The following is a 16820-nucleotide window of genomic DNA, read 5'->3' on the forward strand; positions in this document are numbered from 1 at the left end:
CCGGAGCGGCCACAATGGGGGGCATGAGCGACAGCCCATCCCCCCTCGCCGACCCGCACATCGCCTTCGATCCGTCCGAAGGCCGCCGGGACATCGTCGTCCTCGGCTCCACCGGGTCCATCGGCACGCAGGCCATCGACCTGGTCCTGCGCAACCCCGGCCGCTTCCGCGTCACCGCACTCTCCGCCGCCGGCGGCCGGGTCGGACTGCTCGCCGAGCAGGCGTACCGACTGCGGGTGCGCACGGTCGCCGTCGCCCGCGAGGACGTCGTGCCCGTGCTCCGGGAAGCGCTGCGCGAGCAGTACGGAACGGGCGAGCCGCTCCCCGAGATCCTGGCGGGGCCCGAGGCGGCGACCCAGCTCGCCGCCTCCGCGTGCCACACCGTCCTCAACGGCATCACCGGCTCCATCGGCCTCGCCCCGACGCTCGCCGCCCTGGAGGCGGGCCGCACGCTCGCGCTCGCCAACAAGGAGTCGCTGATCGTCGGCGGCCCGCTGGTCACGGCGCTGGCGAAGCCCGGCCAGATCATCCCCGTCGACTCCGAGCACGCCGCCCTGTTCCAGGCCCTGGCCGCCGGCACCCGCGCCGACGTGCGCAAGCTCGTCGTCACCGCCTCCGGAGGCCCCTTCCGCGGCCGCACGAAGGCCGAGCTCGCCGATGTCACGCCGGAGGACGCCCTCGCCCACCCCACCTGGGCCATGGGCCCGGTGATCACGGTCAACAGCGCCACGCTGGTCAACAAGGGGCTGGAGGTCATCGAGGCGCACCTCCTCTACGACATCCCGTTCGACCGGATCGAGGTCGTCGTCCACCCCCAGTCGTACGTTCACTCGATGGTGGAGTTCACGGACGGTTCGACGCTCGCCCAGGCCACCCCGCCGGACATGCGCGGCCCGATCGCCATCGGGCTCGGCTGGCCCCAGCGGGTGCCGGACGCGGCTCCCGCCTTCGACTGGTCGAAGGCCTCCACCTGGGAGTTCTTCCCGCTCGACACCGAGGCCTTCCCGTCCGTGGGACTCGCCCGGCACGTCGGGGAACTGGGCGGTACCGCCCCGGCGGTGTTCAATGCCGCGAACGAGGAGTGCGTGGACGCTTTCCTCGCGGGACGGCTGCCGTTCAACGGAATCATGGATACGGTCACGGCAGTCGTCGGCGAACACGGGAACCCCGGGCGGGGAACCTCGCTGACGGTCCCGGACGTCCTGGAAGCGGAGACCTGGGCGCGCGCACGCGCCCGGGAACTGGCTGCACTGGCAGCGAAGGCGACAGCGGAGGCTCGCGCATGACGATTCTGTTGACGGTCCTCGGCATAGCGCTCTTCGCCGTCGGGCTGCTCTTCTCCATCGCCTGGCACGAGCTCGGCCATCTGTCCACGGCCAAGCTCTTCGGCATCCGCGTGCCCCAGTACATGGTCGGCTTCGGCCCCACGATCTGGTCGCGGCACAAGGGCGAGACGGAGTACGGGATCAAGGCCATCCCGGCCGGTGGCTACATCCGCATGATCGGCATGTTCCCGCCAGGACCCGACGGCCGTATCGAGGCCCGCTCCACCTCCCCCTGGCGGGGAATGATCGAGGACGCCCGCTCGGCGGCCTTCGAGGAGCTCAAGCCCGGCGACGAGACCCGGCTCTTCTACACGCGCAAGCCGTGGAAGCGGGTCATCGTGATGTTCGCGGGCCCGTTCATGAACCTGGTCCTCGCCGTCGCGATCTTCCTCGGCGTCTCGATGTCGTTCGGCTTCGCGACCCAGACGACACAGGTCGCCGGCGTCCAGAAGTGCGTCATCCCGCAGAGCGAGGAGCGCAGCACCTGCGAGGCGACGGACCCGACGTCACCGGCCGCGGCCGCCGGGCTGCTGAAGGACGACCGGATCGTCGCCTTCAACGGCCTCCCGGTCAAGGACTGGGGAGACCTGTCCAACCGCATCCGCGAGAACATCGGCCCCGCCACCATCACGGTCGACCGCGGCGGCCAGGAGAAGGTCCTCCAGGCCACCCTGCTCAAGAACATGGTGGCCAAGAAGGACGCCGACGGGCAGGTCGTCCCCGGGGAGTTCGTCCCGGCCGGCTATCTCGGCTTCGCCGCCAGGACCGAGATCATGCCGCAGACCTTCGGCCAGTCCCTGGACCGCATGGGCGACATGTTCGAGAACGGCGTGGAGTCGATCATCTCGCTGCCCGCCAAGGTGCCCGACCTGTGGTCCGCGGCCTTCGGCGACGGCGAGCGCAAGGACGACTCCCCGGTCGGAGTGGTCGGCGCCGCCCGCATCAGCGGTGAGGTGCTCAACCTGGACGTGCCCACGCAGAACATCGTGGCCACGTTCCTGATGCTGCTCGCCGGCTTCAACCTCTCGCTGTTCCTCTTCAACATGCTGCCGCTGCTGCCGCTCGACGGCGGTCATATCGCGGGAGCGCTGTGGGAGTCCGTACGGCGCAATGTCGCCCGGGTCTTCCGCCGGCCGGATCCCGGACCCTTCGACGTCGCGAAACTGATGCCGGTCGCCTACGTGGTCGCGGGGATCTTCATCTGCTTCACGCTGCTCGTGCTGGTCGCCGACATCGTCAACCCGGTGAAAATCTCGTAGCAGCCCGCTGTTCACCGCGGCCGGACACCATGAGGTGTCCGGCCGCGTCCCTTCGGGTGGTTTGCCGCCGCGGTGTGCTGGGGTCCAGGCCCGTGGCGTAATCTCGAAGGCTGGAGCCCGCCCTCTCGGGGCCTCGATCCACACCTTGGGGTTGCACAGCAGATGACCGCGATTTCTCTCGGAATGCCGGCCGTTCCGACCAAGCTCGCCGACCGGAGGGTCAGCCGCAAGATCCAGGTCGGCTCGGTCGCCGTCGGTGGCGACGCACCCGTCTCGGTGCAGTCGATGACGACGACGCGGACCTCCGACATCGGCGCCACGCTGCAGCAGATCGCCGAGCTCACCGCGTCCGGCTGCCAGATCGTCCGTGTCGCCTGCCCCACGCAGGACGACGCCGACGCGCTGTCCACCATCGCCAGGAAGTCGCAGATCCCCGTGATCGCCGACATCCACTTCCAGCCGAAGTACGTGTTCGCGGCCATCGACGCGGGCTGCGCCGCCGTCCGCGTCAACCCCGGCAACATCAAGCAGTTCGACGACAAGGTCAAGGAGATCGCCAAGGCGGCCAGGGACGCCGGCACTCCCATCCGCATCGGCGTGAACGCGGGCTCCCTCGACCGCCGGCTTCTCCAGAAGTACGGCAAGGCCACCCCCGAGGCGCTCGTCGAGTCCGCGCTGTGGGAGGCCTCCCTCTTCGAGGAGCACGACTTCCACGACATCAAGATCTCGGTCAAGCACAACGACCCGGTCGTCATGGTCAACGCCTACCGCCAGCTCGCCGCCCAGTGCGACTACCCGCTCCACCTCGGCGTGACCGAGGCCGGCCCGGCCTTCCAGGGCACCATCAAGTCCGCCGTCGCCTTCGGCGCGCTGCTGAGCGAGGGCATCGGCGACACCATCCGGGTCTCGCTCTCCGCGCCGCCGGCCGAGGAGGTCAAGGTCGGCATCCAGATCCTGGAGTCGCTGAACCTGCGCCAGCGCCGTCTGGAGATCGTCTCCTGCCCGTCCTGCGGCCGCGCCCAGGTCGACGTCTACAAGCTGGCCGACGAGGTGTCCGCGGGTCTGGACGGCATGGAGGTGCCGCTGCGCGTCGCCGTCATGGGCTGCGTCGTCAACGGACCCGGTGAGGCCCGTGAGGCCGACCTCGGCGTCGCCTCCGGCAACGGCAAGGGCCAGATCTTCGTCAAGGGCGAGGTCATCAAGACCGTCCCCGAGTCGAAGATCGTCGAGACCCTCATCGAGGAGGCGCTGAAGATCGCCGAGCAGATGGAGAAGGACGGCGTCGCCTCCGGAGAGCCGGAGATCTCCGTCAGCGGCTGACCTCGTGCGACGTGAAGGACCGGGCCGCCCCAGCCGGGGCCCGGTCCTTCCGCACGAGGGGGTACCGTCCGGCGTCTCCAGGTAAAGTGCACAGACCAGCAGGCCGCAGCCATCGCAGGGCGCGTGCCGACGCTAGCCGACCGAGCGGCACCTGTCGTTGCCCGCAAGGAGTGATGGAGGGCCCTCTCGTGCTGACGCAGACCACCACTCGGGTCCTCGACCCCGGCGATCTCGGCGCCGCCCTCGCCGTCCTGGAGAGCGACCCCGTCACCAACGCCTTCGTCACCGCCCGGGTCCAGGTCGCCGGCCTCGACCCCTGGCGCCTCGGCGGCGAGATGTGGGGCTGGTACAGCGACGGAATGCTCCGCTCGCTCTGCTACTCCGGCGCCAACCTCGTCCCCATCTGCGCCACCCCCGAGGCCGTCCGCGCCTTCGCCGACCGCGCCCGCAGGACCGGCCGCCGCTGCTCCTCCATCGTCGGACCGGCCGAGACCACCGCCGCCCTGTGGCAGCTGCTGGAGCCCAGCTGGGGACCGGCCCGCGAGGTCCGCTCCCGCCAGCCGCTCATGATCACCGAGTCCATGCCCCCGGACGTCGCGCCCGACCCGTACGTCCGGCGCATCCGCAAGGACGAGATGGACGTGATCATGCCCGCCTGCGTGGCCATGTTCACGGAGGAGGTCGGGGTGTCCCCGCTGGCCGGCGACGGCGGACTGCTCTACCAGGCCCGCGTCGCCGAACTCGTGGGTGCCGGCCGCTCCTTCGCTCGTATCGACGACGGCCGGGTCGTGTTCAAGGCCGAGATCGGCGCGGCCACTCCACTGGCCTGCCAGATCCAGGGCGTCTGGGTCGACCCCGCGTTCCGCGGCCGCGGCCTCTCCGAGACCGGGATGGCGGCCGTGATCCGCTACGCCCTCGCCGAAGTCGCACCGGTGGTCAGCCTGTACGTCAACGACTACAACACCGCGGCCCGCGCGGCGTACCGACGTGTCGGATTCCGCGAGGTCGGTGCGTTCATGAGCGTGCTGTTCTGAGCGGCTGACGGCGAAGTAGGGTTCCCGCATGGAACACGATGTCGAGGTCGCTCCGGTCAACCTCGCCGCACGCGTGGACGACGCCCTCGCCGTGCAGGCCCTCGCTTTCGGGCTCACCGAGGACGAGATCGGGATCCGTCGCCATATCGTGCTCCGGCATCTGCTCTGCCCCGGCGCCCACGCCCTCGGAGCGACGACGCCAGAGGGCCGTCTGGTGGGCTTCGTCTACGGCATGCCGAACGACCGCACCCACTGGTGGTCCACCGTCGTCGAGCCGTACCTCCGCGGCAACGGCTGCGACGACTGGCTGGACGACTCCTTCGTGATCACCGAGCTGCACGTCCACCCGGCGTACCAGGGGCGAGGCATCGGCCGCTCGCTGATCACCACCATCACGGACGGCGCCTCCCAGCCCCGCTCCATCCTCTCCGCGATCGACGTGGAGAGCCCGGCGCGCGGACTGTACCGGGCGCTCGGCTACGAGGACCTGGCCCGCCAGGTCCTGTTCCCCAGCGCACCGAAGCCGTACGCGGTGATGGGGGCGCCGCTTCCGCTGATGCGGGGCGCGTGAACGCGGAACTGATTTCCGCCCGCTGGCACCGCCCGGCTAACCTCCTGCACATCACCCTTCCTTGCACGCAGGAGTTAACCCATGGCAGCCCAGGTCCAGCGCATGTCCCGTCTGATGGTCAAGACACTGCGCGACGACCCGGCGGACGCCGAGACGCTCAGCCACAAGCTGCTGGTCCGCGCGGGCTTCGTCCGTCGCAACGCGGCGGGCATCTGGAGCTGGCTGCCGCTCGGCATGCGGGTCCTGGAGAACGTCGCCCGCGTCGTCCGTGAGGAGATGGACGCCATCGGCGCCCAGGAGGTGCTGCTGCCGGCCCTGCTGCCCAAGGAGCCGTACGAGGCGACCGGGCGCTGGGAGGAGTACGGCGCCGAGCTGTTCCGCCTCCAGGACCGCAAGGGCGCGGACTACCTCCTCGGTCCCACCCACGAGGAGATCTTCACCCAGCTGGTCAAGGACCAGTGCACCTCGTACAAGGACCTCCCGGTCATCCTGTACCAGATCCAGACGAAGTACCGCGACGAGGCCCGTCCGCGCTCGGGCATCCTGCGCGGCCGTGAGTTCCAGATGAAGGACTCCTACTCCTTCGACACCTCCGACGAGGGCCTGGCGGAGTCCTACCGGCTGCACCGCGAGGCCTACATCAAGATCTTCCAGCGCCTCGGCCTGGAGCACCGCATCGTCTCCGCCGTCTCCGGCGCGATGGGCGGCTCGGCGTCCGAGGAGTTCCTGGCCCCGGCGCCCGCGGGCGAGGACACCTTCGTCTACTGCCCCTCCTGCGACTACGCGGCGAACACGGAGGCCGTCACCTTCGCGCTGAAGCCCGCCTCCGGTGAGCACGGCCCCGTCGAGGAGCTGGACACCCCCGACACCCCCACCATCGAGTCGCTCGCCGAGCACCTGGGCGTGCCGGCGTCCGCCACGCTCAAGAACCTCCTCGTGAAGGTCGACGGCGAGATCGTCGCGGTCGGCGTGCCCGGTGACCGCGAGGTCGACCTCGGCAAGCTCACCGACCACCTCGCACCGGCCACCGTCGAGCTGGTCACGGCGGAGGACTTCGTGGGCCGCCCCGACCTGGTGCGCGGCTACGTCGGCCCGCAGGGCCTGGAGAAGGTCCGCTACATCGCGGACCCGCGCGTCGCGCCGGGCACCGCGTGGATCACCGGCGCCAACAAGCCGGACACGCACGCCCGCAACGTCGTGGCCGGCCGTGACTTCGAGGTCGACGACCACCTCGACGTGGTCGTCGTCGAGGACGGCGACCCGTGCCCGTCCTGCGGCACCGGGCTGAAGCTCGACCGCGCGATCGAGATCGGCCACATCTTCCAGCTCGGCCGCAAGTACGCGGACGCCTTCCAGCTCGACGTTCTGGGCCAGAACGGCAAGCCGGTCCGCGTGACCATGGGCTCGTACGGCATCGGCGTCTCCCGCGCCGTCGCCGCGCTGGCCGAGCAGCACGCCGACGAGCAGGGCCTGTGCTGGCCGGGCGAGGTCGCCCCGGCGGACGTCCACGTCGTCGCCGCGGGCAAGGCGCTCCAGACCGAACTCGCGCTCGACGTCGCGGAGAAGCTGGGCGCGGCGGGCGTACGCGTGCTGGTGGACGACCGGGCCGGGGTCTCCCCGGGCGTGAAGTTCACCGACGCGGAGCTGATCGGCGTCCCGAAGATCCTGGTCGCGGGCCGCCGCTCGGGCGAGGGCGTCGTCGAACTCAAGGACCGCCGTACGGGCGAGCGCGAGGAACTCACCGTCGCCGAGGCCCTGGCCCGCCTCACGTCCTGACCTCCGTCCCACGGCGCCCGGCTCTGTCCCGGGCGCCACGGGCCGTACCACCCACCACTCCCCGGCATGCGGACGTACGACGGCCCCGTGCCCGGCAGCGCCCCGTGGGTCCCGCGCGAGGCCGCGTCCGGTGCGTGCTGTCGAAAGGCGGCGAGGGTAGCCCCGGCCGAGGCTGGCGGAGGTCGTCCGCGTCCCGCACGTACGGGATGATCCCGGCAACGCGCCACGGGGGCATCTCCCGTGCCCGGAGGGCTACGGGGGGCGTCTCCCGGGCACAGGCGCCCGGAGTGGGAGCACCCCCCCAGACACGAGCTACGGGGGCGGGGGCCGTCTCCGTGCACACGCACCGGGAGAGTGCCGGGCGTCCGCGCGCCAGGCGGGATTCGCCGGAACGCCGGAACGCCGGAAACGGGCTAGAGCCAGCCGGCGAACTCCAGCGAGAGTTCGCCCTCCGCGCGGCGCCCCGCGGCGATCGCGCGCGTGCCCGACTCCACCGCGCGGAACAGCGTCCAGCCGCGCAGGCGGTCCCGGTCGACGTCCAGGGAGTCCGCGAGGCGGTTCACCCGGCGTCGGGCGGAGGAGGCGCCGGCGGACGCGGCGATCAGGTCCTCGGCCCGGTCCCGGGCCAGCCGCGCGAGGTCGTAGGCCCGCTCGCCGACCAGCGGCTCAGGACCGACCGCGAGCCACGGCGTACGGTCGCCCGCGAGGACCTTGCTCTGGCGGAAGTTGCCGTGGAGCAGCAGTTCCTCGGGGGAGAGCGCGGTCAGCTCCTCCCGCGCGGACAGCGCCGCCGCCACGAGTGCCGGGGGCGCCACGTCCGCGTTGCCCGACAGCGCCGCCGCCTGACGCCCCGTGCGCTCGGCCACCGTCTCGAAGGCGTGCCCGGCCGGCGGTTCCACCCACAGTCGTCGCACGGTGCCCGCCGCCTCCAGCAGCGCCTTCGCGTCCGGCAGCGAGCGCACCGACATCTCGGGGTGCAGTCGCTCCAGCAGCAGCGCCTCCTCGGAGCCGCCCAGCAGCCGCACCGCACCGAATCCGTCCCAGTGCGCGAGCGCGGCCCGCTCCAGTTCCGGCGCCGCGAACGGCGGGACGATCTTCAGCGCGGCCGGCGTACCGTCCTGCTGCCGTACGAGGACGACCAGGCTGCTCCGGCCGCCCGGCGCCATCACCCGCTCGATCTCCAGACCGTGCCGGGCGACCGTCTCCTCGAAGAGCTTCGGCAGCCGTCCGAGCCAGTCGTTGTCGCCGAGCGCCCGCACCAGACGCTGGGGCGGTTCAAAACCCATGCGTGCGTCGTTCCCTTTCACTGCCCTGCGGCTCGCTCGGCAAGCCCAGGAAAGGCTACGCCGGTGCCCCGCCACCGCACCGCCCGCACCGCCGCCTCGCTCAGCGCGTCCGCCGCCTGTCGGCGCAGCGGCCCTTCCGCGGCGCGGACGAGATCGGAGTAGACGCCGGCGACCCTGTCCTCCAGCACCGCGGCGAGCCGTACCGCGGCCGCGGCGTCCGGCACCGCGAAGGGCAGAGCGTACGCGGCCTGCGCGGCGACGGGGTTCCCGCCGAGGTCACGGACGGTCCGCTCCCACGCGTCGCGGCGGACCAGGTGCGCCGAGTAGGCCGCCTTCGCCTCGGGGCGCCGGTCCTCACCGGCCCGGCCGCCGACGACGCCGTACCCGTACACCGCGGCGTGCTCGGCGGCGAGCACGGCCTGCACGGCGTTCAGCGTGCTCATCAGCGGGACCCCTTCGTCAGCAGATACACGTGCACGGCACCGGCCGCGGCGACCGAGGCGAGCAGCCGGGCGTACTCCGGCGGCGCACCGGTCAGCGCGGCGGTGTGCGCCGCGGCGGTACTCCGCTCGGCCGAGGCGAGTTCCCGCACAGCCGCACCGGCATCGGCGGGAACGGCCGCCGACGGCGACGCACTGGACGACGGCGACGGTGACGCCGCAGCCCCGGCCGACGACGACGACGACGGCGAGGACGCGGGCCGCGGCCGGTCCCCCGTCGGCGACAGCGCCTCCACATGCAGCGCCACCTGCGCCCGCAGCGGGGCCAGCCGGGGCGCCAGCCCCGGATGCGCGGCGAGGACCGCGTCGTACCGCCCGAGCAGCGCGCTGCTCAGCGCCGCGCTCCGCCGTCGCAGCAGGGTCTCCGCCGAGACGGACGGCGGCGCGTCGCGCCGGGCGCCGGGCTCGTCCGAGGAGCACCCGGACAGCGCCGCCGTGACGGCCGCTCCCGCCCCTATGAGCGCACGTCTGCGTGTCGTCCCGGTGCGCTCCACGCCCTGTCTCCTCGGCCTCGCTGTGATCACCGCAGGCGAGCGTACCTGCGGGTCATCCGTGGGTGGACGGCAACACCCCCCGGGACCGGATACCCTTTGTGCTGACACGCGACGAAACCCACAACAGCACACGCGGCCGAGGAGTCACCCGGATGAGCACCACCCAGAGCGAGAGGCTGCGCGGACTGCTCGAACCGCTCGTCAGCGCCGCGGATCTGGATCTGGAAGAGATCGAGCTGTCCCGGGCCGGCCGCCGCCGTGTGCTGCGTATCGTCGTGGACTCCGAAGAGGGTGTGGATCTCGACGCCTGCGCCGAGCTGAGCCGTGTCATCTCCGACAAGCTCGACGAGAGCGACGCCATGGGGGACGGCGAGTACCAGCTCGAGGTGACCTCCCCCGGCGCGGAGCGCCCGCTCAAGGAGCACCGCCACTACGTACGCGCCAAGGGCCGCCTGGCCAGGTTCCAGCTGATCACCCCGGAGGGCGCGCCCGCCGGCGAGCTGGTCGCCCGGATCCTCGACCTGGACGACGAGGGCCTCGACCTGGAGGTGCCGGGTGTGAAGGGCCGTAAGCCCACCACCCGCCGTGTCACCTTCGCCGAGATCGCCAAGGCGCGCGTGGAGATCGAGTTCAACCGCAAGGACAAGAAGGAAGAGGAGGCGTAGCCGTGGACATCGACGTGAAGCTCCTGAGGGGCTTGGCACAGGAGAAGGAGATTGCCTTCGACCTGCTGGTCGACGCGATCGAGTCGGCCCTCCTCATCGCGTACCACCGCACCGAGGGAAGCCGTCGGCACGCCCGCGTCGAGCTCAACCGGCAGACCGGGCATGTGACGGTGTGGGCGAAGGAGGACCCGGCGGAGCTCGAGGAGGGCCAGGAGCCCCGCGAGTTCGACGACACCCCGCACGACTTCGGCCGTATCGCCGCGTCCACCGCCCGCCAGGTCATCCAGCAGCGGCTGCGGGACGCCGAGAACGACGTCACCTTCGGCGAGTACGCCCGCCGCGAGGGGGATGTCGTCGCCGGCCAGGTCCAGCAGGGCAAGGACCCCAAGAACGTCCTGGTGAAGCTCGACGACAAGCTGGAAGCCATCCTTCCGGTGCAGGAGCAGGTCCCGGGCGAGGACTACACGCACGGACTGCGGCTGCGCACCTATGTCGTACGGGTGGCCAAGGGAGTGCGCGGTCCGTCCGTCACCCTGTCGAGGACCCACCCCAATCTGGTGAAAAAGCTCTTCGCCCTGGAGGTCCCGGAGATCGCCGACGGCTCGGTCGAGATCGCGGCGATCGCCCGTGAGGCCGGCCACCGTACGAAGATCGCCGTGCGCTCCACGCGCAGCGGCCTGAACGCCAAGGGTGCGTGCATCGGCCCGATGGGCGGCCGGGTGCGCAATGTCATGGCCGAGCTGCACGGCGAGAAGATCGATATCGTCGACTGGTCGGACGACCCGGCGGAGATGGTCGCCAACGCCCTCTCCCCGGCCCGTGTCTCCAAGGTCGAGGTCGTCGATCTCGGCGCCAGGTCCGCACGGGTGACGGTGCCCGACTACCAGTTGTCGCTGGCGATCGGCAAGGAGGGCCAGAACGCCCGCCTCGCCGCTCGGCTCACCGGATGGCGCATCGACATCCGTCCGGACACGGAACAGCCCGCCGAACAGGGCTGAGAACCTCCGGCCGACAGGCCGGGCCCCGGATCTCGTCCGGGAACAGATCACGGAACCGGCGCGTTCCGTGACCGAAGGATCGCCAAGAGTTTTGAGCCATCAACTGTTCGATTCTTGCCCCAAAGGGGTGAGGTCGGTACGGGGAGGTAGACTGAGTCGTGTCTGGTCGGACGCACGCCCGCGCATGCCCTGAGCGAACGTGCACAGGGTGCAGGGAGCGAGCGGCCAAGCGCGATCTGCTGCGCATCGTGGCGGTCGAGGGCGTATGCGTCCCCGATCATCGCGGTACGCTGCCCGGCCGGGGTGCGTATGTGCACCCCGCCTCGGTCTGTCTCGACCTGGCGGTCCGCCGCCGGGCGTTCCCGAGGGCCCTCAGGGTCCAGGGGCCGCTCGATACCGCGGATGTACGCCGCACCATCGAGGCGATGGCGGCGTCGCAGGCAGCACCGTAAGAAGGTAGGAAGCAGTACCGCACGGATCCCCATGCGGTCAGGTACCTCGCGAGTTGGAAGTAGGTCGAGATTGCGATGAGCACTCGATGAGTACGCGATGAGTACGCCCATGAAGTAGCAACGGTCCGGCGGTAACCCGGACCTAAAAGGAGCGAAGTGGCTAAGGTCCGGGTATACGAACTCGCCAAGGAGTTCGGTGTGGAGAGCAAGGTCGTCATGGCCAAGCTCCAAGAACTCGGTGAATTCGTCCGTTCGGCGTCCTCGACGATCGAGGCGCCGGTTGTACGCAAATTGACTGATGCTTTCCAGCAGGGCTCCGGGGCCTCCCCCGCGAAGCGCGCTGCCGGAAAGCCCGCGGCGCCGCGCAAGGCGGCCCCCGCGAAGCCCGCAGCGCCCTCCCCGGCGCAGGCGGCGCGTCCCGCTGTCCCCAATTCCCCCAAGCCCGGCGCACCGGCTCCCAAGCCGGCCGCTGCCGAGGCTCCCAAGAGTGCTCCCGCGGCTGCGGCTCCGGCCCCCGGCCCGCGGCCGACCCCGGGCCCCAAGCCCCCGGCCGCCCCGAAGCCGGCTCCGGTCACCCCGGCCGCTCCGGCCGCGCCCGAGTTCACCGCGCCCCCGGCCGCTCCGGCTGCCGGTCCCCGGTCCGGTGCGACTCCCGGTCCGCGTCCGTCCGCTCGTCCCGGCCAGGGTGGCCAGGGCGGCGGAGGCCGTCCCGGTGCCGGTGCGCCGCGCCCCGGTGGCGAGCGTCAGGGCTCGCGTCCCGGTGCCCGTCCCGCGGGCCCGCGTCCGGGCAACAACCCCTTCACGTCCGGCGGCTCCACCGGCATGGCGCGCCCCCAGGCGCCCCGTCCGGGTGGCGCCCCGCGTCCCGGTGGTGCCGGTGCCCCGGGTGGTCCGCGTCCGCAGGGCGCCGGTCAGGGCGGTCCCCGTCCGCAGGCCGGTCCCGGCGGCGCCCGTCCGACCCCGGGCGGCATGCCGCGTCCGCAGGCTCCGCGTGGAGCCGGTGGCCCCGGCGGCGGCCCCGGTGGTAACCGTCCGAACCCGGGCATGATGCCGCAGCGTCCCGCTGCCGGTCCGCGTCCCGGTCCCGGTGGTGGCGGCGGCGGTCGTGGCCCCGGTGGTGGCGGCGGTCGTCCCGGCGGTGCCGGTCGTCCTGGCGGCGGCGGCTTCGCCGGCCGTCCGGCCGGTCCCGGTGGCGGCGGTCGTCCCGGTGGTGGCGGCGGCTTCGCCGGTCGTCCCGGTGGCGGTGGCCCCGGTGGCGGCGGTGGCGGCTTCGGTGGCGGCGGTGGCCGTCCCGGCTTCGGCGGACGTCCGGGTGGTCCCGGCGGCCGCGGTGGCACGCAGGGTGCGTTCGGCCGTCCCGGCGGTCCGGCGCGTCGTGGCCGTAAGTCGAAGCGGCAGAGGCGCCAGGAGTACGAGGCCATGCAGGCCCCGTCCGTCGGCGGTGTGATGCTGCCTCGCGGCAACGGCGAGACCGTTCGTCTGTCGCGCGGTGCGTCCCTCACCGACTTCGCGGAGAAGATCAACGCCAACCCGGCGTCGCTCGTCGCCGTGATGATGAACCTCGGCGAGATGGTCACGGCCACGCAGTCCGTGTCCGACGCGACGCTGCAGATCCTCGCCGGCGAGATGAACTACACCGTTCAGATCGTCAGCCCGGAGGAGGAGGACCGCGAGCTTCTCGAGTCCTTCGACATCGAGTTCGGCGAGGACGAGGGCGGCGAGGAGTTCCTGGTCGCGCGTCCGCCGGTGGTGACCGTCATGGGTCACGTCGACCACGGTAAGACCCGGCTGCTGGACGCCATCCGCAAGACGAACGTCGTCGCGGGCGAGGCCGGCGGTATCACGCAGCACATCGGTGCGTACCAGGTCTCGACCAAGGTCAACGAGGAAGAGCGCCGCATCACCTTCATCGACACCCCGGGTCACGAGGCGTTCACCGCCATGCGTGCCCGTGGTGCCAAGTCGACCGACATCGCGATCCTCGTGGTGGCGGCCAACGACGGTGTGATGCCCCAGACGATCGAGGCGCTGAACCACGCCAAGGCGGCCGACGTGCCGATCGTGGTCGCGGTCAACAAGATCGACGTCGAGGGTGCGGACCCGACCAAGGTGCGCGGTCAGCTGACCGAGTTCGGCCTGGTGGCCGAGGAGTACGGCGGCGAGACCATGTTCGTCGACATCTCCGCCAAGCAGGGTCTGAACATCGACTCCCTGCTGGAGGCCGTGGTCCTGACGGCGGACGCCGCCCTGGACCTCCGCGCCAACCCGGAGCAGGACGCGCAGGGCATCGCGATCGAGTCCCACCTCGACCGCGGCCGCGGTGCCGTCTCGACCGTCCTGGTCCAGCGAGGCACCCTGCGCATCGGTGACACGATGGTCGTCGGCGACGCGTACGGACGTGTCCGCGCGATGCTCGACGACAAGGGCAACAACGTGGAGGAGGCGACCCCGTCGACTCCCGTCCTGGTCCTTGGTCTCACCAACGTCCCGGGCGCCGGCGACAACTTCCTGGTCGTCGACGAGGACCGTACGGCCCGTCAGATCGCCGAGAAGCGTGCCGCCCGTGAGCGCAACGCCGCGTTCGCCAAGCGCACCCGCAGGGTGTCGCTGGAGGACCTGGACAAGGTGCTCAAGGCCGGCGAGGTCCAGCAGCTCAACCTCATCATCAAGGGCGACGCGTCCGGTTCGGTGGAGGCTCTCGAGTCCTCGCTGCTCCAGCTCGACGTCGGCGAAGAGGTCGACATCCGCGTGCTGCACCGCGGTGTCGGTGCGGTCACCGAGTCGGACATCGACCTGGCGACCGGCTCCGACGCCATCGTGATCGGCTTCAACGTGCGCGCCGCCGGGCGTGCCACGCAGATGGCCGAGCGCGAGGGTGTGGACGTCCGTTACTACTCGGTCATCTACCAGGCGATCGAGGAGATCGAGGCGGCCCTCAAGGGCATGCTCAAGCCGGAGTACGAAGAGGTCGAGCTCGGTACGGCGGAGATCCGCGAGGTCTTCCGCTCGTCCAAGCTGGGCAACATCGCGGGTGTTCTCATCCGCTCGGGCGAGGTCAAGCGCAACACCAAGGCGCGCCTCATCCGCGACGGCAAGGTCATCGCGGAGAACCTCAACATCGAGGGCCTGCGTCGCTTCAAGGACGACGTCACCGAGATCCGCGAAGGCTTCGAGGGTGGTATCAACCTCGGAAACTTCAACGACATCAAGATCGACGACGTCATCGCGACGTACGAGATGCGCGAGAAGCCGCGCGGCTGACGCACACAGTGGTCGGGGCCGGTCGACGGGACGTAATCCCGTCGATCGGCCCCGGCCGTGCGTGTACGGTTCTTGATGTCCCTGCCAAGAGCGGGCAGGGCATCTACCGAACCCGTACCGGCGGGACATCCGGACATACATGTTTGTGGGGACGCTGTCCTTCGATCTGCTTCTCGGCGACGTTCGCTCGCTGAAGGAGAAACGCTCCGTGGTCCGCCCGATCGTGGCCGAACTCCAGCGCAAGTACGCGGTGGCAGTGGCCGAAGTGGGCGGTCAGAACCTTCACCGCAGGGCCGAGATCGGCCTTGCGGCGGTGTCCGGGGATCCGGGGCACCTCACAGACGTACTGGACCGGTGCGAGCGCCTCGTCGCCGCCCGGCCAGAGGTGGAACTGCTGTCGGTTCGACGGCGGCTCCACGGGGACGAAGACTGAGTAGTAAGCGAAAGAGGAGAAGGACCGGTGGCCGACAACGCGCGGGCCCGTAAGCTGGCCGATCGCATCCAGGTCGTGGTCGCGGAGACCCTGGACCGGCGAATCAAGGATCCGCGGCTGGGCTTCGTCACGATCACGGACGCCCGGGTCACCGGCGACCTGCGGGAGGCCACGGTCTTCTACACGGTCTACGGGGACGACGAGGAGCGTGCCGCGTCCGCCGCGGCGCTGGAGTCGGCCAAGGGTGTCCTCCGCTCCGAGGTCGGCCGGCAGACCGGGGTCCGCTTCACGCCGACCCTGAGCTTCGTCCCGGACGCCCTCCCCGACAACGCGCGCACGATCGACGATCTGCTCGACAAGGCGCGCGCCAAGGACGCGGAGGTCCGTGAAGCCTCCACCGGCAAGACGTACGCCGGCGACGCCGACCCGTACCGCAAGCCGGAGGACGAGGACGAGGACGGGGACACAGCCTCCGAATGACTCAGCACAACAGGACGCCGGACGGACTTGTCATCGTCGACAAGCCGTCCGGCTTCACTTCGCACGACGTCGTCGCCAAGATGCGCGGCATCGCCAGGACCCGCCGGGTCGGTCACGCCGGCACCCTCGACCCGATGGCCACGGGAGTCCTGGTCCTCGGCGTCGAGAAGGCCACCAAGCTCCTCGGTCATCTCGCCCTGACCGAGAAGGAGTACCTCGGTACGATCCGGCTCGGCCAGAACACCGTCACGGACGACGCCGAGGGCGAGATCACCTCGTCCACCGACGCCTCCGGGGTCGCGCGCGACGCCGTCTACGCGGGCGTCGCCGAGCTGACCGGCGACATCATGCAGGTCCCGTCCAAGGTCAGCGCCATCAAGATCGACGGCAAGCGCTCGTACGCGCGGGTGCGTGGCGGCGAGGACTTCGAGATCCCGGCCCGTCCGGTGACCGTGTCGTCCTTCCAGGTCTACGACATCCGCGAGGCGGTCGCCGCCGACGGCACCCCCGTCGTCGACCTCGTCGTCTCGGTCGTCTGCTCCTCGGGCACGTACATCCGGGCACTCGCCCGCGACCTCGGTGCCGGGCTCGGCGTGGGCGGACATCTGACCGCGCTGCGCCGCACCCGCGTCGGTCCGTACAAGCTCGATGTGGCGAAGACGCTGGACCAGCTCCAGGAGGAGCTGACGGTCATGCCGATCGGCGAGGCCGCCGCGGCGGCGTTCCCGCGCTGGGACGTCGACGAGAAGCGCGCCCGGCTGCTCCTGAACGGCGTACGGCTGGACATGCCGGCCTTCGACACGGAGGGCGCGGTGGCCGTCTTCGGCCCGGAGGACCGCTTCCTGGCGCTGGTCGAACAGCACCGGGGCAAGGCGAAGAGCCTCGCGGTCTTCGGCTGACGGCCGCGCCGCGGTCCTGACCGGTGCGTAGAGCCCGGTTCGCCGGAGGTTTCCGGTTTCCATCGTG

General features: G+C 71.1%; 16 protein-coding genes. 13 read left to right on the forward strand and 3 right to left on the reverse strand.

Annotated elements, in window-relative coordinates; genetic code table 11:
- The first annotated feature begins 23 nt into the window (after positions 1–23).
- From dxr to OG766_RS26030, 6 genes are all read left to right on the forward strand, one after another.
- Positions 24–1286 (forward strand): 1-deoxy-D-xylulose-5-phosphate reductoisomerase, encoded by a 1263-nt coding sequence (gene dxr, locus OG766_RS26005; protein WP_266383972.1) that lies wholly within the window; start codon positions 24–26, stop codon positions 1284–1286.
- Positions 1283–2584, forward strand: a complete 1302-nt coding sequence (locus tag OG766_RS26010) for a M50 family metallopeptidase (RefSeq protein ID WP_266383975.1) — start codon at positions 1283–1285, stop codon at positions 2582–2584. The genes dxr and OG766_RS26010 overlap by 4 nt, the downstream gene beginning before the upstream one ends.
- A gap of 162 nt (positions 2585–2746) precedes the next feature.
- A complete protein-coding gene (gene ispG / locus OG766_RS26015) occupies positions 2747–3904 on the forward strand; it encodes a flavodoxin-dependent (E)-4-hydroxy-3-methylbut-2-enyl-diphosphate synthase (protein WP_266383978.1) in 1158 nt (385 codons plus the stop codon).
- 188 nt (positions 3905–4092) lie between these two features.
- On the forward strand, positions 4093–4938 hold the full coding sequence (locus tag OG766_RS26020) for a GNAT family N-acetyltransferase (RefSeq protein WP_266384507.1): 846 nt from the start codon (positions 4093–4095) through the stop codon (positions 4936–4938).
- 28 nt (positions 4939–4966) lie between these two features.
- On the forward strand, positions 4967–5509 hold the full coding sequence (locus OG766_RS26025; RefSeq protein ID WP_266383981.1) for a GNAT family N-acetyltransferase: 543 nt from the start codon (positions 4967–4969) through the stop codon (positions 5507–5509).
- Between the two features lie 81 nt (positions 5510–5590).
- The gene (locus OG766_RS26030; protein WP_266383983.1) at positions 5591–7285 is read left to right on the forward strand and encodes a proline--tRNA ligase; all 1695 of its coding nucleotides are present in this window, start codon (positions 5591–5593) and stop codon (positions 7283–7285) included.
- Between the two features lie 413 nt (positions 7286–7698).
- Here OG766_RS26030 and OG766_RS26035 read toward each other — a convergent pair whose 3' ends face one another.
- Genes OG766_RS26035 through OG766_RS26045 form a run of 3 tightly spaced genes read right to left on the reverse strand, consistent with a single transcriptional unit; the run spans position 7699 to position 9565 of the window.
- Positions 7699–8571 (reverse strand): aminoglycoside phosphotransferase family protein, encoded by an 873-nt coding sequence (locus OG766_RS26035; protein WP_266383985.1) that lies wholly within the window; start codon positions 8569–8571, stop codon positions 7699–7701.
- 17 nt (positions 8572–8588) lie between these two features.
- On the reverse strand, positions 8589–9014 hold the full coding sequence (locus OG766_RS26040; RefSeq protein WP_266383987.1) for a ferritin-like domain-containing protein: 426 nt from the start codon (positions 9012–9014) through the stop codon (positions 8589–8591).
- The gene (locus tag OG766_RS26045) at positions 9014–9565 is read right to left on the reverse strand and encodes a hypothetical protein (protein ID WP_328726312.1); all 552 of its coding nucleotides are present in this window, start codon (positions 9563–9565) and stop codon (positions 9014–9016) included. The genes OG766_RS26040 and OG766_RS26045 overlap by 1 nt, the downstream gene beginning before the upstream one ends.
- Before the next feature lie 152 nt (positions 9566–9717).
- Between OG766_RS26045 and rimP the strand changes: the two genes are divergently transcribed.
- The 7 genes from rimP (at position 9718) to truB (ending at position 16753) form a co-directional block, all read left to right on the forward strand.
- Positions 9718–10230 carry a ribosome maturation factor RimP gene (rimP, locus tag OG766_RS26050; RefSeq protein ID WP_266383993.1) on the forward strand — a complete coding sequence of 171 codons (513 nt, stop codon included), beginning with the start codon at positions 9718–9720 and terminating at the stop codon, positions 10228–10230.
- A gap of 2 nt (positions 10231–10232) precedes the next feature.
- Positions 10233–11228: a transcription termination factor NusA gene (gene nusA, locus OG766_RS26055; RefSeq protein WP_266383995.1), complete on the forward strand. Its 996-nt coding sequence runs from the start codon at positions 10233–10235 to the stop codon at positions 11226–11228.
- A 158-nt stretch (positions 11229–11386) separates the two neighbouring features.
- The gene (locus OG766_RS26060; protein WP_266383998.1) at positions 11387–11680 is read left to right on the forward strand and encodes a YlxR family protein; all 294 of its coding nucleotides are present in this window, start codon (positions 11387–11389) and stop codon (positions 11678–11680) included.
- A 156-nt stretch (positions 11681–11836) separates the two neighbouring features.
- Entirely contained in the window at positions 11837–14941 is a 3105-nt protein-coding gene (gene infB / locus OG766_RS26065; protein ID WP_266384001.1) for a translation initiation factor IF-2, read from the forward strand.
- A gap of 139 nt (positions 14942–15080) precedes the next feature.
- The gene (locus OG766_RS26070) at positions 15081–15374 is read left to right on the forward strand and encodes a DUF503 domain-containing protein (protein ID WP_266384004.1); all 294 of its coding nucleotides are present in this window, start codon (positions 15081–15083) and stop codon (positions 15372–15374) included.
- A gap of 27 nt (positions 15375–15401) precedes the next feature.
- Complete coding sequence (gene rbfA / locus OG766_RS26075) at positions 15402–15854, forward strand: 30S ribosome-binding factor RbfA (protein ID WP_266384006.1); 453 nt, start codon at positions 15402–15404, stop codon at positions 15852–15854.
- The gene (gene truB, locus OG766_RS26080; protein WP_266384009.1) at positions 15851–16753 is read left to right on the forward strand and encodes a tRNA pseudouridine(55) synthase TruB; all 903 of its coding nucleotides are present in this window, start codon (positions 15851–15853) and stop codon (positions 16751–16753) included. Before rbfA ends, truB begins: the two co-directional genes overlap by 4 nt.
- Positions 16754–16820 lie beyond the last annotated feature (67 nt).

Origin of the sequence: Streptomyces sp. NBC_00259, assembly GCF_036181745.1 — a bacterium.
Classification (GTDB): domain Bacteria; phylum Actinomycetota; class Actinomycetes; order Streptomycetales; family Streptomycetaceae; genus Streptomyces; species Streptomyces pratisoli.

What these genes read in the sequence shown, in the direction of transcription:
- dxr (WP_266383972.1), top strand. Translation starts at nt 24, where the DNA reads ATGAGCGACAGCCCATCCCCCCTCGCCGACCCGCACATCGCCTTCGAT.
- OG766_RS26010 (WP_266383975.1), top strand. Translation starts at nt 1,283, where the DNA reads ATGACGATTCTGTTGACGGTCCTCGGCATAGCGCTCTTCGCCGTCGGG.
- ispG (WP_266383978.1), top strand. Translation starts at nt 2,747, where the DNA reads ATGACCGCGATTTCTCTCGGAATGCCGGCCGTTCCGACCAAGCTCGCC.
- OG766_RS26025 (WP_266383981.1), top strand. Translation starts at nt 4,967, where the DNA reads ATGGAACACGATGTCGAGGTCGCTCCGGTCAACCTCGCCGCACGCGTG.
- OG766_RS26030 (WP_266383983.1), top strand. Translation starts at nt 5,591, where the DNA reads ATGGCAGCCCAGGTCCAGCGCATGTCCCGTCTGATGGTCAAGACACTG.
- OG766_RS26035 (WP_266383985.1), bottom strand. Translation starts at nt 8,571, where the DNA reads ATGGGTTTTGAACCGCCCCAGCGTCTGGTGCGGGCGCTCGGCGACAAC.
- OG766_RS26040 (WP_266383987.1), bottom strand. Translation starts at nt 9,014, where the DNA reads ATGAGCACGCTGAACGCCGTGCAGGCCGTGCTCGCCGCCGAGCACGCC.
- rimP (WP_266383993.1), top strand. Translation starts at nt 9,718, where the DNA reads ATGAGCACCACCCAGAGCGAGAGGCTGCGCGGACTGCTCGAACCGCTC.
- OG766_RS26070 (WP_266384004.1), top strand. Translation starts at nt 15,081, where the DNA reads ATGTTTGTGGGGACGCTGTCCTTCGATCTGCTTCTCGGCGACGTTCGC.
- truB (WP_266384009.1), top strand. Translation starts at nt 15,851, where the DNA reads ATGACTCAGCACAACAGGACGCCGGACGGACTTGTCATCGTCGACAAG.